Below are 14,607 nucleotides of genomic sequence, written 5' to 3'. Positions count from 1 at the left end.
CTAGAGGTCTCCTCGAACCGCTGGGGACGCGACTGTCACGGGTGTGACGGCCACCGGGGTGTAGACGGAGTTCTTCTCGGCGCTCTCCTCGACCGCCGCGAGCACGCGCTGTACCTGCAGACCGTCGGCGAAGGACGGCACGGACCGCCGGCCCGCCGCTACGGCCTGCACCAGGTCGTGGGCCTGGTGGGTGAAGGTGTGTTCGTAGCCGAGGCCGTGCCCCGGCGGCCACCAGGCGTCCAGGTAGGGATGGTCGGGCTCGGTGACGAGGATGCGGCGGAAGCCCGCGTGGGTGCCGGGCTCGGTGTGGTCGTGGTAGGAGAGTTCGTTGAGCCGTTCCAGGTCGAAGGCCAACGAGCCGCGCTCGCCGTTGAGTTCGATGCGCAGGGCGTTCTTGCGTCCGGTGGCGAACCGGGACGCCTCGAAGGAGGCGAGGGCGCCGGAGGCGAATCGGCCGGTGAAGAGGGCGGCGTCGTCGACGGTGACGGTGCCGAGACCGGCCGCGTCCGGCACCGCGGACAGTCCGCTCGACGCGGCGGCGGGAAGGGGCCGCTGCTGTACGAAGGTCTCGGTGAGCGCGGAGACCCCGACGACCGGCTCGCCCGCCAGGTACTGGGCGAGGTCGACGATGTGCGCCCCGAGGTCGCCGAGCGCGCCCGACCCCGCGCGTTCCCTGCGCAGCCGCCAGGTGAGCGGGAACTCCCGGTCCACCAGCCAGTCCTGAAGGTACGTCACCCGTACGTGCCGCAGGGTTCCCAGCCGCCCTTCCGTGACCATGGTCCGGGCCAGCGAGGTGGCGGGCAGCCGGCGGTAGTTGAAGCCCACCATGGCCACCTGGCCGCGGACGGTGGCGGCTTCGGCGGCCGCCGTCATCGCCTCCGCCTCCTCGACCGTGTTGGCGAGCGGCTTCTCGCACAGCACGTGCTTGCCGGCGGCGAGGGCGGCGAGCGCGATCTCGGCGTGGCTGTCGCCGGGGGTGCAGATGTCGACGAGGTCGACGTCGTCACGGGCGATCAGCGCGCGCCAGTCGGTCTCGGCCGCCGCCCAGCCGTGCCGGTCGGCCATGGCGCGGACGGCTTCCGCGTCACGGCCGCAGACCGCGGCGAGGACCGGGCGGCGCGGCAGGTCGAAGACGCGGCCCACCGTGCGCCAGCCCTGGGAGTGGGCGGCGCCCATGAACGCGTACCCGACCATGCCTACGCCGAGCACCGGCTTGTCCGCCTCCCGCACCCCGGACCCCCGTACCGCGGTGCTCCCTGCCGGCGTCCCCCGCACCGGGATCTCCCCCGGTGCCGCCTCCCCCGCGGGTGCCGCCGCCTCGCGCACGGCGGCGTCCCCCGCGGGTGCCGCCGCCCCGGCCTGATCCACTCGGGCCGCCTCCGCCCCGGCCGGCTCGCCCTGGTGCGGCTCTCCCATGCGGATGTCCTCCTCGTCGTCGTGAGTCGTCGTGACGCTGTGGGGGCTGTGGACGTGGCGGATCACTTGAAGCCGGTGGACATGTACTGGCCGACGTTGTCCTTGTCGACGACGGCGGAGTAGAGCGTGATCGAGGCCGGGATCTCGAACTCGGCTAGGCCGCCCACCCCCTTGCCCTGACCGAGGGCGCGGGCCAGGTCGATCGCGGACGCCGCCATGGTCGGCGGATACAGGACGGTGGCCTTCAGGACGCTGTTGCCGGCCTCGATGGCCTGGAAGGCGGAGAGCGCGCCCGCGCCGCCCACCATCAGGAAGTCGTCACGGCCGGCCTGCTCGATCGCGCGCAGCGCGCCCACTCCCTGGTCGTCGTCGTGGTTCCACAGGGCGTCGAACTTCGGCTGGGCCTGGAGGAGCTGGGACATCTTGGCCTGACCGGACTCCACGGTGAACTCGGCGGCCTGGCGGGCCACCTTCTTGATGTTCGGGTAGTTCTTCAGGGCCGCGTCGAAGCCCTGGGTGCGCTGCTTGGTCAGCTCCAGGTTGTCGAGCCCGGCCAGTTCGATGACCCGGGCGCCCTGCTTGTCCTTGAGCTGTTCGCCGATGTAGCGACCGGCGCTCAGGCCCATGCCGTAGTTGTCGCCGCCGATCCAGCAGCGGTACGCCTGGGGGGTGTTGAAGATCCGGTCGAGGTTGACAACGGGGATTCCGGCGCGCATCGCCTTCAGTCCGACCTGGGTGAGCGCCTTGCCGTCGGCGGGCAGCACCACCAGGACGTCGACCTTCTTGTTGATCAGTGTCTCGATCTGGCCGATCTGCGCGGCGGTGTCGTTGGAGCCCTCGGTGATCTCCAGGGTCACGTCCGAGTACTTCTTCGCGCGGCTCTTCGCGTTGTCGTTGATCGCGTTGAGCCAGCCGTGGTCGGCCTGCGGGCCGGCGAAGCCGATGGTGACGTGCTTGCCGGGCTTGTCGTCGGCGGCCGGCCGGTCGTCGGAGGCCGGCTTCTCGTCCTTGGTGTCGTTGCTGGTGCAGCCGGTCAGGAGCGCGCCGGCCGAGACGGCGGCGGTCCCGAGGAGCAGTCCTCGGCGGCTGGTGACGTGCGTGGGTGCTGGCATGGCGGTGAACCCTTCCCGTGTCAGGTCGTGCTTGCGGTGCGCCGCTGGACCAGGACCGCGGCGACGATGATCGCGCCCTTGGCGATCTGCTGGACGTCGCTCTGCAGGTTGTTCAGCGCGAAGATGTTGGTGATCGTGGTGAAGATCAGTACGCCGAGCACGGAGCCGGTGATGGTGCCGCGGCCTCCGCTGAGCAGCGTGCCGCCGATGATCGCGGCCGCGATGGCGTCGAGTTCGTACAGGTTGCCGTTGGTGTTCTGGCCCGAGCCGGACAGGATGACCAGCAGGAAGGCGGCTATGCCGCAGCACAGCCCGGAGAGCAGGTAGAGATACAGCCGCTGGCGTCGTACGTCGATGCCGGCGAGCCGGGCCGCCTCCGCGTTGCCGCCGACCGCGACCGTGCGGCGGCCGAAGGTGGTGCGGTTGAGGATCAGCCAGCCGATGACCGTGACGACGGCGAAGACCAGTACCAGCGGGGGAACACCCAGCACGTACGAGTCGCGTTCGCCGAGGTTCAGGATCCCGTCCACGGTGACGACCTGGGTCCTGCCGTCGGTGATCTGGAGCGCGAGGCCGCGGGCCGAGGCGAGCATGGCGAGCGTCGCTATGAACGGCACCATGCCGCCGTACGCGATGAGCAGACCGTTGACCAGACCGCAGCCCACACCGACCAGCACCGCGGTGAAGAGGATGCCCGCGAAGCCGTACTCCTGGGTGGCCACCGTGGTCGCCCACACCGAGGAGAGCGCGACGATCGCGCCGACCGACAGGTCGATGCCGCCCGAGGTGATCACGAAGGTCATGCCGACGGTGACCACGCCGATCACCGAGGCCTGGGTGAGGACGAGTTGGAGGTTACGGGTGTCGAGGAACTCGTCGGGCTTGGTGATCCCGCCGATGACGATCAGGGCGACGAGCACGCCGAGGAGCGAGAGGGTGCGCACGTCGGCGCGGGCTCCGAGCGTGCGCCAGGCGGGCAGTTCACCCATCGGTGGCACCTTGCCGGTGCTGTCCCGGGGCGGGGACACGGGCTGCGTCATGATGCCGGACTTCCTTCCATGACGAGGTCGAGTACACGGTGTTCGTCGAGCTCCCGGGCGGGGGCGGTGTGCACGACCCGGCCCTCGCGCAGCACCAGCACACGGTCGGCGAGCCCCAGCACCTCGGGCACTTCGCTCGACACCAGCAGGACGGCCAGGCCCTCCTCGGCGAGGCGGCGGACGACCGCGTACAGCTCGGCGCGGGCGCCGACGTCGACACCGCGGGTCGGCTCGTCGAGCAGCAGCACCCGGCAGCCGCGCAGCAGCCAGCGCGCCAGGACCGCCTTCTGCTGGTTGCCGCCGGACAGTGTGCGGACCGGGACCGACGGGTTGTCGGGGCGCAGCGACAGTTCGCGGGTCGCCGCCCGCGCCGCTCCCCGTTCCGCGCCCCGGTCGATCCAGCCCCCGCGGGCGAAGCGGGACATGGAGGACACGGAGACGTTGCGGGTGACGGACTCCAGCATCAGCAGGGCCTGTGCCTTGCGCTCCTCGGGGGCGAGCCCGAGTCCGGCGCGGACGGCGGCGCGGACGCTGCCGGGCCGCAACGGGCGTCCGTCCACATGGACCTGGCCGGCGGTCGGTCTGCGCGCGCCGTAGATCGTCTCCAGGATCTCGGAGCGTCCGGAGCCGACGAGCCCGGCCAGGCCGACGATCTCGCCGGGGCGCAGATCGAGGTCCAGCGGCGCGAACTCCCCGGCGCGGGCCAGGCCACGGACCCGTAGCACGGGCTCGGCCGTGGACTCCCGTGTGGGCCGGTCCGGGAAGGCGTACTCCACGTTGCGGCCCGTCATCAGCGCGACGACCTCGCGGGTCGGGGTGGACTTGGCGGGGAGTCCGACCGCCACCGCCCGCCCGTCCTTGAGCACGGTCACGCGGTCGCCGATGCGCCGGATCTCCTCCAGCCGGTGCGAGATGTAGACGACGGCGACGCCGTCCGCGGTGAGGCCGGCGACGATGCGGAAGAGGTTGTCGACCTCGTCGGGGTCGAGGGCCGCGGACGGCTCGTCCATGACGATGAGGCGTACCTCGTGGGACAGCGCCCGTGCCATGGAGACGATCTGCCGCTGGGCGGCGGAGAGTTCACCGACGAGCCGGGCCGGATCGATCTCGGGGTGTCCGAGCCGTTCGAGGAGCGCGGCCGTCGACGCGCGCGCCGCCTTTCCCCGTACGACGAAGCCGGCCGAGGTGGGTTCGTGTCCGAGGTGGACGTTCTCGGCCACCGACAGGCCCTCCACCAGGTCGAGTTCCTGGTAGATGGTGGCGATGCCGAGGCGCATGGCCGCGATCGGGGAGCGAAGCGCGACGGGTGCGCCGCGCCAGCCGATCGTGCCGTCGTCGGGCTGGTGCGCGCCGGCCAGCACCTTGATGAGGGTGGACTTGCCGGCCCCGTTCTGGCCGAGCAGACAGTGGACCTCGCCGGCCTGTACGTCGAGGTCGACGCCGTCGAGGGCGCGGACGCCGGGGAACGACTTGGTGATGCCGGACATGGTGAGCAGCGGTGGTTCTGGTGCCATGACGGTTCCCCTTGGCGGGCGTGCGGGCCGGTTTCAGGGCAGGGCGGAGCAGCGCGGAGAGCAGGGCAGGGCGGACCGGAGCGGTGCAGCGGCGGAACGCGTGGCGCGGATGCGGATACAGGTACGGCTGGGGGTGCGGTTACGCGGGCGAGAAGAGGTGATCGCTGATGAGCCGCGCCGCGCCGATGACTCCGGCGGCAGGGCCCAACTCCCCGAGGACGATGGGCAGGTTGCCCGTCGCGAGCGGCAGCGACTGACGGTAGACCTGGGTGCGGATCGCGGCGAGCAGGGTGTGGCCGAGGCCCGTCACCCCACCGCCGATCACCACCAGGCCCGGATTGAAGAAGCTGACGAGAGCGGCGATGACCTGGCCGGTGCGGTTGCCGCCCTCACGGATCAGGTCGAGGGCGGTGGCGTCGCCGGCCGCGGCCGCGGCGGCGACATCGACGGCGGTGAGAGCGCCCGCCGCGTCCAGCCTTGCGGCGAGTTCCGCCGAGAGCCCCTGCTGGGCTGCGTCCGTGGCGTCCCGGGCGAGTGCGGCACCGCTGAAGTGGGCCTCCAGGCAGCCGCGGTTCCCGCAGGCGCACGGGCGGCCGTCCGGCACCGCCTGGATGTGCCCGATGTCGCCCGCGCTGCCCGTCGTCCCGCGGTAGACCCCTCCGCCGACGACGATGCCGCAGCCGATTCCGGTACCGATCTTGACGCAGAGGAAGTCGCCCACGGAGCGTGCGACGCCCGCGTGCTGCTCCCCCATCGCCATCAGGTTCACGTCGTTGTCGACCATGACGGGGCAGCCGAGGTCCTGGCTGAGCGCCTCGCGGACCGGGAAGCCGTCCCAGCCCGGCATGATCGGCGGTGCGACCGGGACGCCCTCGGGGAAGCGGACGGGCCCCGGGACACCGATCCCGGCGCCGTCGAATCCCTCCGCGAGCCCCGAGGACCTCAGCTTGGCCGCCATGGCGAGCACCTGCTCGAACACCGCGACCGGGCCCTCACGGACGTCCATGGGCTGGTTGAGGTGTCCGAGCACCTCCAGCTCGGCGTTGGTGACCGCCACGTCGATCGAGGTCGCCCCGATGTCGACGCCGAGGAAGCGCAGCGCAGGGGCGAGCCGGATGTTGTGGGAGCGGCGGCCGCCGCGGGATGCGGCGAGTCCGTCGGCGACGACGAGCCCGGTCTCCAGGAGTCGTTCCACCTCGACGGCCAGCTTCGACCGGGAGAGGTCGACCTGATCGCCGAGCTGGGCGCGGGAGTTGGGGCCGCCGTCACGCAACAGGCGCAGCAGTCGTGCCTGGTGTGCGTTCGCGGGTCGAGCCGTCATACGTCTCACGAGCCCCTCCCCGCCTCGATCGGCCTGTGTCCAACGGGATTTGGCCACATCGCCGTGGCTTGCTTTCGAGGGGAACGTAGCAGTGGCTGCCGGGAGTGGGAAGAAGTCGCGCAGAGATTGCCGTCAACTTTCTCCACTGAGAGGACAAAGAGCGGGACGTGTGGAACTCAGGGCGTGTTCCCGATGGGCGTCGGCGTTCCGGACCGGCGTCGGCGGGCCGGCTACTTCTCGCGCTCGTGGTACGTCTTGCGCGTGTGCTCGGTGTGGTCGCGCATGACCTGGGTGGCGCGGGGTTCGTCGCGGTCGGCGATGGCGGCGATGAGGTCGCGGTGCTCGATCCAGGACTGTCCGCCGCGCTGCCGGGCGACCGGTGTGTAGTACCAGCGCACCCGGCGGTCGACCTGAGCGGCCAGTTCGGCGAGGACCGTGTTCCCGGCCAGTTCCATGACCTTCGCGTGGAAGCGGGCATTGATCGCGACCGCGCCGTCCACGTCGTCGGCGGCGACCGCGCGCTCGCCCTCGGCGCACAGCTCCTCCAGGGCGGTGATGCCGGCGGAGCCCGTGTTGGCGGCGGCGAGCCGGGCGGCCTCGGCCTCCAGGAGCGTACGGACCGTGAGGAGCTGGTCGGCCTCCTCCTCGGTCGGCTCGTGCACGAACGCGCCCTGGGCGGGCCGCAGATCGACCCACCCCTCCGTGTTCAGCCGCTGCAGCGCCTCGCGTACGGGTTGCCGGGACACACCGAGGTGCCCGGCGAGTTCGCTCTCGACCAGGTGCTGGCCCGGCTGGAGGGCGCGTGTCGTGATGAGTTCGAGCAGCGCCTCGTAGACGCGGTCGCGCAGCGGGCCGGGCCGCTCGAGCCTGGGCACCGCCCCCTGCGGCAGTCCTGTCGACAACATCGCGGTCCCCCTCCTGGGCAGCGGTGGACACAGCGGCCGGAACGTCTCCGTCCAGGGAACGTCTCCGCCTCGGAAGCGTCTCCGTCGCCGGAACGTCTTCGTCGCCGGAACCGCGGTCTCCGGTGAGCCAGATTCTTCGGAAAGCCAGTATCAATTGTCTTTCGTCTACAGTCTACGGCGCACAAAAGCCAGGGGGTGGGGCGGTCGTGCGCGTCACATCGGTTCTCCGCCGCAGGTCACGGGGTTCAGGGGCAGCGGACGACCTGGCCCGCGTAGGACAGGTTGCCGCCGAAGCCGAAGAGGAGCACGGGGTCGCCCGTGCCGATCTCACCGCGTTCGACGAGCTTCGACAAGGCGAGCGGGATGCTGGCGGCGGAGGTGTTCCCGGAGTCCACCACGTCGCGCGCGACCACCGCGTTCACGGCGCCGATCTTCTGCGCGAGGGGTTCGATGATGCGCAGGTTCGCCTGGTGCAGGACGACTCCGGCCAGTTCCTCGGGGGTGAGTCCGGCCCGCTCGCAGGCCTGCCGGGCGATCGCCGGGAGCCGGGTCGTCGCCCAGCGGTAGACGCTCTGGCCCTCCTGCGCGAACCGCGCCGGCGTGCCCTCGATGCGTACGGCGTGCCCCATCTCGGGCACCGAGCCCCACAGCACGGGCCCGATCCCCGGCTCGTCGCCCGGCGCGGCGGCCTCGACCACGGCGGCCCCCGCTCCGTCCCCGACCAGGACGCAGGTCGTGCGGTCGGTCCAGTCCGTCACGTCCGACATCTTGTCCGCGCCGATGACCAGGACCCGGGTCGCGGCCCCCGCGCGCACGGCGTGGTCGGCCGTGGCGAGCGCGTGGGTGAAGCCCGCGCAGACCACGTTGACGTCCATCGCCGCGGGAGACGGGATGCCGAGGCGGTGCGCGACCCGGGCGGCCATGTTCGGGGAACGGTCGACGGCCGTCGAGGTGGCGACCAGCACCAGGTCGATGTCGCCGGGCGCCAGTCCGGCGGCCGCGAGCGCCTTGGCGGCGGCGTGCCCGGCCAGCTCGTCGACGGGTTCGTCGGGTCCGGCGATGTGGCGCGTACGGATGCCCACCCGGCTCTTGATCCACTCGTCACTGGTGTCGACCAGGCCCGCCAGGTCCTCGTTGGTGAGGACCTTGGCGGGCTGGTAGTGGCCGACGGCCGCGATGCGTGAGCCGTTCATGGGGGGTCTCCCTCGTTGCCTTGGGTAGCGAGATCCTCCAGTCTGATCAGTGACCCATGGGTACGACGTCAGGTGATGCCACAGGAAAGCGACGCCAGGCTTGTCGGCTTCTGTCAGACCCTCGGACGCGCGAGCACGGTCCGCACGGACGCCCGGGTCTCACCCCGTGAACAGCTGTTTGACCTTGAGAACGAGCTCGTACAGGCCGTAACAGAGCGGTGCCCCCACCCAGAGCCAGGAGAAGGCGATCAGGGGCCGTCGGTCAGGCGGACTGCTGGGACTGGACGGAGTCGTCATCGGCGGCCTCCCTCGGTGCGGGGATGTGGTGGCGGGCGTGGACCGGGCGGATCAGCTCGTTGGCGACGAAGCCGACGACGAGCAGCCCGATCATGATCAGGAAGGAGGTGTCGTAGAGCGCGGCGCCATGCTTGCCCGCGTCCTTCTGCCGGTCCGCGATCCAGTTGACGATCAGCGGACCGAGGACACCGGCCAAGGACCAGGCGGTGAGCAGCCGGCCGTGGATCGCGCCGACCTGGTAGGTGCCGAAGAGGTCCTTGAGGTACGCGGGGACGGTCGCGAAGCCACCCCCGTAGAAGGAGAGGATCACCAGCGCGCAGATGATGAACAGGGGCTTGGAGGAGTCCCCGAACTGCGAGATCAGCAGGTACATCAGCGCGCCGACGCCGAGGTAGACGCGGTAGATGTTCTTGCGCCCGATCAGGTCGGACGTGGAGGACCAGCCGATCCGGCCCGCCATGTTCGCCGCCGAGAGCAGCGCCACGAAGCCCGCGGCGGCCGACACCGACACCGGGGTGGAGGTGTCCGCGAAGAAGTCGGTGATCATCGGGGCGGCCTTCTCCAGGATGCCGATACCCGCGGTCACGTTCATGCACAGCACGAGCCACAGGCACCAGAACTGCGGAGTGCGCACGGCGTTCTTCGCCGAGACCTGTACCCCGTCGAGGGGCCCGGGGCGGGCCTCGACCGGCTTCTCGCTGCGCGGCACCCGTACCAGCAGCACGCCGAGCGTCATGAAGACGGCGTACGACAGGCCGTGCACGAGGAAGGCGAGGGCGATGCCGGAGGAGTCGGAACCGAAGGACTTCAGCATCTGCGCGGACCACGGCGAGGCGATCAGCGCGCCGCCGCCGAAGCCCATGATCGCGATACCGGTGGCCATGCCCGGCCGTTCCGGGAACCACTTGATCAGGGTCGAGACGGGCGAGATGTAGCCGATGCCCAGGCCGATCCCCCCGACGAAGCCGTAGCCGAACACGATCAGCCAGTACTGCTCGGTGGCGGCGCCGAGCGAGGCGATCAGGAAGCCGGTGGAGAAGCAGACCAGGGCGACCGTCATCGCCCAGCGCGGCCCGTTGCGTTCCACCAGGGTGCCGCCGAACGCGGCGGACAGCCCGAGCATGACGATGGCGAGCTGGAAGGGCAGCGCGCTCTGGGTGCCGCTGAGGCCGAGCGCGGATTCGAGCGGTGGCTTGAAGACGCTCCAGGCGTACGCCTGGCCGATGGAGAGGTGGACCGACAGGGCGGCGGGCGGGACGAGCCAGCGGCTCCAGCCGGGTGGCGCGACAGGGGGACTCATGATCCCGGACGATAGGAAGCGGTTGTCCGGTTGGGAAGCCGTACGGCACCAACTCGTCGACCGTATGCGGTGAACGGTATCCGTGGTGCGACGAACGGTCGGCCGGGAGCGTGCGGCGGCCGGAACCGGACCATCAGGGCGCCCTGCGCACGGGCCTCACGACCGTCGTGCCGAGCCACGGTCCCACCCTCGTCCCCCGGACGGTGACGACGGAGAGCGGTCGCTCCAGCGGGCGGGGGGCGGGCTCGGCCCGCCGGTCAACAGCGGGGCGGGGGAGGCGGCTTCACCTGGAGGGGCCGGTCGGCTCCGGAACGGCCGCTGCCCGTCGGCGTCCCAGCGCGCCGAGGCGGGCCGACTCGTCCTCCGAGAGCCGCAGGGCGGCCGCCGCCGTGTTCTGCGCGAGGTGGTCCGGATCGCCGGTGCCCGGGATCGCCAGCACGTGCGGCCCCTGCTGGAGGGTCCAGGCCAGTCGGACCTGCGCGACGGACACGTCGTGGGCGCGGGCGACGGCGTACACCGTCTCGCTGTCGCGGGCGGCCGGACCCGCCTCGCGTCCGGAACCGGCGATCGCGAAGAACGGGACGAAGGCGAGGCCGAGTTCGCCGCAGAGCCGCAGGAGGGACCTGTCCTCGCCCGACGCACCGATCCCGTAGGGGTTCTGCACGCACACGACCGGAGCGATGGCCCGGGCCTCGGCCAGTTGCCCGGCGGTGACGTGCGAGACACCGAGGTGGCGGATCAGCCCGGCCTCGCGCAGCTCGGCCAGCGCGCCGAAGTGCTCGCCGATCGAGCCGGTCCGCCGGCTCGGCGGTACGCGCAGGTTCACCACGTCCAGGTGATCGCGGCCGAGTTGGCGCAGGTTCTCCTCGACCTGGCCGCGCAGCTGTGCCGGGGTGGCCCACCACCAGGCGCCCGAGGGATCGCGGCCCGGCCAGACCTTGGTGGCGATGACCAGGTCCTCCGGGTACGGCGCCAGCGCCCGGTTGATCAGCTCGTTGGCGGAGCGCGCAGCCGAGAAGTAGAACGCGGCGGTGTCGATGTGGTTCACGCCGAGCTCCACCGCTCGCCGGAGCACGCCGATCGACCGCTCACGGTCGCGCGGCACACCGCCGTCGAAGGGCGCGGTACCGGTCAGGCGCATCGCGCCGAACCCGAGACGGTTGACGGTCAGGTCACCGAGTCGCCATGTACCGGCGGCCGTTGCGGGTTTCGTTCGTGCGCTCATGACAGGGGTCTCTCCTCTTGCGGGGCTGGGAAGGCGCGACCGGTGGGCGGCGCGGGCCGTTCAGGCCGCCCGGCGGGGCGACTGCCTTCGAGGCGGTTGCGCCTGAGCCGAGGCGGGGCGGGCCGGCTCCGGAGGCAGGCCGGCTCCGGGCATGAAAAAAGCCTTCCGGCGGATGGCGGTCCGCGCCGAGAAGGCTCACTTGATTCCCGTCATTCTAGCGGGGCGACGAGGGCGTCCGCCAGCGGTTCGTCGGAGCGGGGCCCGCTCTCCACAAGGCCGCGGCCGCCCCGGGTGCTGCGCGAAGCCTTGCCGCACCAACTTCCATACTGTAGACAATATTTCGTCGACAGAGTTCGGCAGTTCCTCGGTACCCTCGACCGAACGGAGCGAGCCACAGTGAAAGTCGCCGTTCTCGGCGCCGGTGCGATCGGCGCCTATGTCGGGGCCGCGCTGCACCGCGCAGGCGCCGATGTGCATCTCATCGCCCGTGGACCGCACCTGGCGGCCATGAGGCGGCACGGAGTCCATGTACGCAGCCCGCGCGGCGACTTCACCGCGCGCACCCATGCCACCGACGACCCGGCCGACGTCGGGCCCGTCGACTACGTCTTCCTCGGTCTGAAGGCCAACTCGTACGCGGCGTGCGGGCCGCTGATCGAGCCCCTGCTGCACCGGGACACGGCGGTGATCGCCGCCCAGAACGGCATCCCCTGGTGGTACTTCCACCGGCACGGCGGCCCCCACGACGGCCACCGTGTGGAGAGCGTGGACCCCGACGGCGCCGTCAGCGCCGTGCTCGCGCCCGAACGGGCCGTCGGATGCGTGGTCTACGCCGCGACGGAACTGGAAGGACCGGGAGTCGTCCGCCACCTGGAAGGCACCCGGTTCTCCATCGGCGAGCCCGACCGCTCGCTCTCCACCCGCTGCCGGACGTTCGGCGAGGCCATGCGGGCGGGCGGCCTCAAGTGCCCCGTCGAGCCGGACCTGCGCAACGACATCTGGCTGAAGCTGCTGGGCAACATCTCCTTCAACCCCATCAGCGCGCTGTCCCGCGCGACCATGCGGCAGATGTGTCTGCACGGCGGTACCCGCAAGGTCATCGAGATCATGATGGCCGAGACGCTCGCCGTCGCCGAGGCCCTCGGCTGCGAGGTCGGCGTCTCCATCGAACGCCGGCTGGCCGGCGCCGAACGCGTCGGCGACCACCGCACCTCCACGCTGCAGGACCTGGAGCGCGGCAAGCCGCTCGAACTCGACGTGCTGCTCGCGGCCGTCGTGGAACTGGCGGAGATCACCGGGGTCCCGGTCCCCACCCTCCGTACCGTGCACGCCCTTTCCGATCTGCTCGCATCGAGGACCGCCGCATGAGGAAACGCGACCCGAGGATCTACACCCGGCTCACGCATCCGCTGGTGCGGGACAGCCGCGACGAACCCTTCCGGCAGGCCACCTGGGACGAGGCACTGAGCCGCGCCGCCGCGGGGCTGCGTGCCGCGCGCGGGGCGTTCGGCCTGTTCTCCTGCGCCCGTGCGACCAACGAGATGAACTACGTGGCCCAGAAGTTCGCGCGGGTGGTCATGGGCACCAACAACGTCGACTCCTGCAACCGCACCTGTCACGCCCCGAGCGTCGCCGGTCTCTCGGCGGCCTTCGGCTCCGGCGGCGGGACCTCCTCGTACGCGGAGGTCGAGGAGACCGACCTCGTGGTGATGTGGGGCTCCAACGCCCGCTTCGCGCACCCCATCTTCTTCCAGCACGTACTGAAGGGCATCAGGAACGGGGCCCGGATGTACGCGGTCGACCCCCGCCGCACGTCGACGGCCGAGTGGGCCGAGGGCTGGCTCGGCCTGAACGTCGGCACCGACATCCCGATGGCGCACGCGATCGGCCGCGAGATCATCCACGCGGGCCTCGCCAACCACGCCTTCATCCGGAGGGCGACCAGCGGGTTCGACGAGTACGAGCGGCTCGTCGAACCCTGGACGCTGTCCCTCGCGGAGAAGGTGACGGGCGTACCGGCGTCCGCCATAAGGGAGTTGGCCCACGCGTACTCCCGCGCCGAACGCGCCCAGCTGTGCTGGACGCTCGGCATCACCGAGCACCACAACGGCACCGACAACGTCCGCGCGCTGATCAACCTGTCCCTGCTGACCGGCCACGTGGGCCGCCACGGCTCCGGGCTGCAGCCGCTGCGCGGCCAGAACAACGTGCAGGGCGGCGGCGACATGGGCGCCATCCCGAACCGGCTCCCCGGCTTCCAGGACATCCTCGACCCGGACGCGCGGCTGAAGTTCGAGACCGCCTGGGACACCGTCATCGAGCCGCACTACGGACTGAACCTGACGGAGATGTTCGAGGCGATGGAGGAGGGCACCCTCAAGGCGGTCTACTGCATCGGGGAGAACCCGGCGCAGTCGGAGGCCGACAGCGAGCAGGCCGTCCGGCGGCTCGGCGCCCTCGACTTCCTCGTCGTCCAGGACATCTTCCTCACCAGGACGGCCGAACTCGCCGACGTGGTGCTGCCCGCGACCGCCGGGTGGGCGGAGACGGAGGGCACCACCACCAACAGCGAACGGCGCGTCCAGCGGGTGCGTGCGGCGGTGACCCCGCCCGGTGAGGCCCGGGAGGACATCGACATCCTCCGCGACCTCGCCGCGCGCCTCGGACACGAGTGGAAGTACGCCGACTCCGAGGCAGTCTGGAACGAACTGCGCTCGCTCTCCCCGGACCACTACGGGATGACGTACGCGCGTCTGGAGGAGCAGCAGGGCATCCAGTGGCCCTGCCCGGCCCCGGACCGGATCGAACCCACCTATCTGCACGGCCGGTTGTGGGCCGCCGACCCCGCCGAGCGCGGTCGGCGCGCACCCTTCGGGCTCGTCCGGCACGACCCGCCGGTGGACCTCACGGACGAGTCGTACCCGATCCGGCTCACCACCGGGCGGCGGCTCGACTCCTACAACACCGGTGTGCAGAGCGGCGGTTTCGCCTCACCGCTGCGGCGCGGCGAGTACGTCGAGCTGTGCCCCGAGGACGCGGAGCGCTACGGGGTCGTGGTGGGCGAGGAGGTCCGGATCTCCTCGCGCCGGGGCTCCGTCCTGGCGCCGGTGTGGATCGACACCGCGCTGCGCCCCGGACTGGCGTTCATGACGATGCACTTTCCCGACGACGTGGACACCAACCGGCTGACGATCGAGGCGAACTGTCCGATCGCGGGGACGGCGGAGTTCAAGGCGTCGGCGATCCGGATCGACAAGCTGCCGGCCACGACCGTGAGGAGCTGA

General features: G+C 71.3%; 12 protein-coding genes. 2 read left to right on the top strand and 10 right to left on the bottom strand.

Annotated features, from left to right (window positions below; genetic code table 11):
• The 10 genes from OHB41_RS37090 to OHB41_RS37050 all read right to left on the bottom strand — a co-directional run bounded on the left by OHB41_RS37090 (position 1) and on the right by OHB41_RS37050 (position 11,323).
• Positions 1-1,416: a Gfo/Idh/MocA family protein gene (locus tag OHB41_RS37090; protein WP_526025005.1), complete on the bottom strand. Its 1,416-nt coding sequence runs from the start codon at positions 1,414-1,416 to the stop codon at positions 1-3.
• Between the two features lie 62 nt (positions 1,417-1,478).
• On the bottom strand, positions 1,479-2,528 hold the full coding sequence (locus OHB41_RS37085; RefSeq protein WP_266703512.1) for a substrate-binding domain-containing protein: 1,050 nt from the start codon (positions 2,526-2,528) through the stop codon (positions 1,479-1,481).
• Positions 2,529-2,548: 20 nt separating this feature from the next.
• The gene (locus OHB41_RS37080; RefSeq protein ID WP_266703510.1) at positions 2,549-3,568 is read right to left on the bottom strand and encodes an ABC transporter permease; all 1,020 of its coding nucleotides are present in this window, start codon (positions 3,566-3,568) and stop codon (positions 2,549-2,551) included.
• Positions 3,565-5,082 carry a sugar ABC transporter ATP-binding protein gene (locus OHB41_RS37075; RefSeq protein ID WP_266703508.1) on the bottom strand — a complete coding sequence of 506 codons (1,518 nt, stop codon included), beginning with the start codon at positions 5,080-5,082 and terminating at the stop codon, positions 3,565-3,567. Before OHB41_RS37075 ends, OHB41_RS37080 begins: the two co-directional genes overlap by 4 nt.
• Before the next feature lie 139 nt (positions 5,083-5,221).
• On the bottom strand, positions 5,222-6,403 hold the full coding sequence (locus OHB41_RS37070) for an ROK family transcriptional regulator (RefSeq protein ID WP_266703506.1): 1,182 nt from the start codon (positions 6,401-6,403) through the stop codon (positions 5,222-5,224).
• Between the two features lie 230 nt (positions 6,404-6,633).
• Positions 6,634-7,308, bottom strand: a complete 675-nt coding sequence (locus OHB41_RS37065; protein ID WP_266703504.1) for a GntR family transcriptional regulator — start codon at positions 7,306-7,308, stop codon at positions 6,634-6,636.
• Between the two features lie 245 nt (positions 7,309-7,553).
• Positions 7,554-8,501, bottom strand: coding sequence for a beta-ketoacyl-ACP synthase III (locus OHB41_RS37060; RefSeq protein ID WP_266703502.1), 948 nt, complete (start codon positions 8,499-8,501; stop codon positions 7,554-7,556).
• Positions 8,502-8,660: 159 nt separating this feature from the next.
• Positions 8,661-8,798, bottom strand: a complete 138-nt coding sequence (locus tag OHB41_RS52705) for an MFS transporter small subunit (protein ID WP_187285946.1) — start codon at positions 8,796-8,798, stop codon at positions 8,661-8,663.
• Positions 8,764-10,098, bottom strand: a complete 1,335-nt coding sequence (locus tag OHB41_RS37055) for an OFA family MFS transporter (protein ID WP_266703500.1) — start codon at positions 10,096-10,098, stop codon at positions 8,764-8,766. The genes OHB41_RS52705 and OHB41_RS37055 overlap by 35 nt, the downstream gene beginning before the upstream one ends.
• 283 nt (positions 10,099-10,381) lie before the next feature.
• A complete protein-coding gene (locus tag OHB41_RS37050) occupies positions 10,382-11,323 on the bottom strand; it encodes an aldo/keto reductase (RefSeq protein WP_266703498.1) in 942 nt (313 codons plus the stop codon).
• Between the two features lie 396 nt (positions 11,324-11,719).
• On the opposite strand from OHB41_RS37050, the gene OHB41_RS37045 reads away from it, so the two are divergent.
• Both OHB41_RS37045 and OHB41_RS37040 read left to right on the top strand, forming a co-directional pair.
• Positions 11,720-12,691, top strand: coding sequence for a 2-dehydropantoate 2-reductase (locus OHB41_RS37045; protein WP_266703496.1), 972 nt, complete (start codon positions 11,720-11,722; stop codon positions 12,689-12,691).
• Positions 12,688-14,607, top strand: coding sequence for a molybdopterin oxidoreductase family protein (locus OHB41_RS37040; protein ID WP_266703494.1), 1,920 nt, complete (start codon positions 12,688-12,690; stop codon positions 14,605-14,607). The genes OHB41_RS37045 and OHB41_RS37040 overlap by 4 nt, the downstream gene beginning before the upstream one ends.

Source organism: Streptomyces sp. NBC_01571, assembly GCF_026339875.1.
In the GTDB taxonomy this organism is placed as follows: Bacteria; Actinomycetota; Actinomycetes; order Streptomycetales; family Streptomycetaceae; genus Streptomyces.
Note: the sequence above shows the minus strand (reverse complement) of the source record. Positions and strands in the feature narration are given on the sequence as shown.

What these genes read in the sequence shown, in the direction of transcription:
- OHB41_RS37055 (WP_266703500.1), bottom strand. Translation starts at nt 10,098, where the DNA reads ATGAGTCCCCCTGTCGCGCCACCCGGCTGGAGCCGCTGGCTCGTCCCG.
- OHB41_RS52705 (WP_187285946.1), bottom strand. Translation starts at nt 8,798, where the DNA reads ATGACGACTCCGTCCAGTCCCAGCAGTCCGCCTGACCGACGGCCCCTG.
- OHB41_RS37090 (WP_526025005.1), bottom strand. Translation starts at nt 1,416, where the DNA reads ATGGGAGAGCCGCACCAGGGCGAGCCGGCCGGGGCGGAGGCGGCCCGA.
- OHB41_RS37040 (WP_266703494.1), top strand. Translation starts at nt 12,688, where the DNA reads ATGAGGAAACGCGACCCGAGGATCTACACCCGGCTCACGCATCCGCTG.
- OHB41_RS37080 (WP_266703510.1), bottom strand. Translation starts at nt 3,568, where the DNA reads ATGACGCAGCCCGTGTCCCCGCCCCGGGACAGCACCGGCAAGGTGCCA.
- OHB41_RS37050 (WP_266703498.1), bottom strand. Translation starts at nt 11,323, where the DNA reads ATGAGCGCACGAACGAAACCCGCAACGGCCGCCGGTACATGGCGACTC.
- OHB41_RS37070 (WP_266703506.1), bottom strand. Translation starts at nt 6,403, where the DNA reads ATGACGGCTCGACCCGCGAACGCACACCAGGCACGACTGCTGCGCCTG.
- OHB41_RS37060 (WP_266703502.1), bottom strand. Translation starts at nt 8,501, where the DNA reads ATGAACGGCTCACGCATCGCGGCCGTCGGCCACTACCAGCCCGCCAAG.
- OHB41_RS37085 (WP_266703512.1), bottom strand. Translation starts at nt 2,528, where the DNA reads ATGCCAGCACCCACGCACGTCACCAGCCGCCGAGGACTGCTCCTCGGG.
- OHB41_RS37075 (WP_266703508.1), bottom strand. Translation starts at nt 5,082, where the DNA reads ATGGCACCAGAACCACCGCTGCTCACCATGTCCGGCATCACCAAGTCG.
- OHB41_RS37065 (WP_266703504.1), bottom strand. Translation starts at nt 7,308, where the DNA reads ATGTTGTCGACAGGACTGCCGCAGGGGGCGGTGCCCAGGCTCGAGCGG.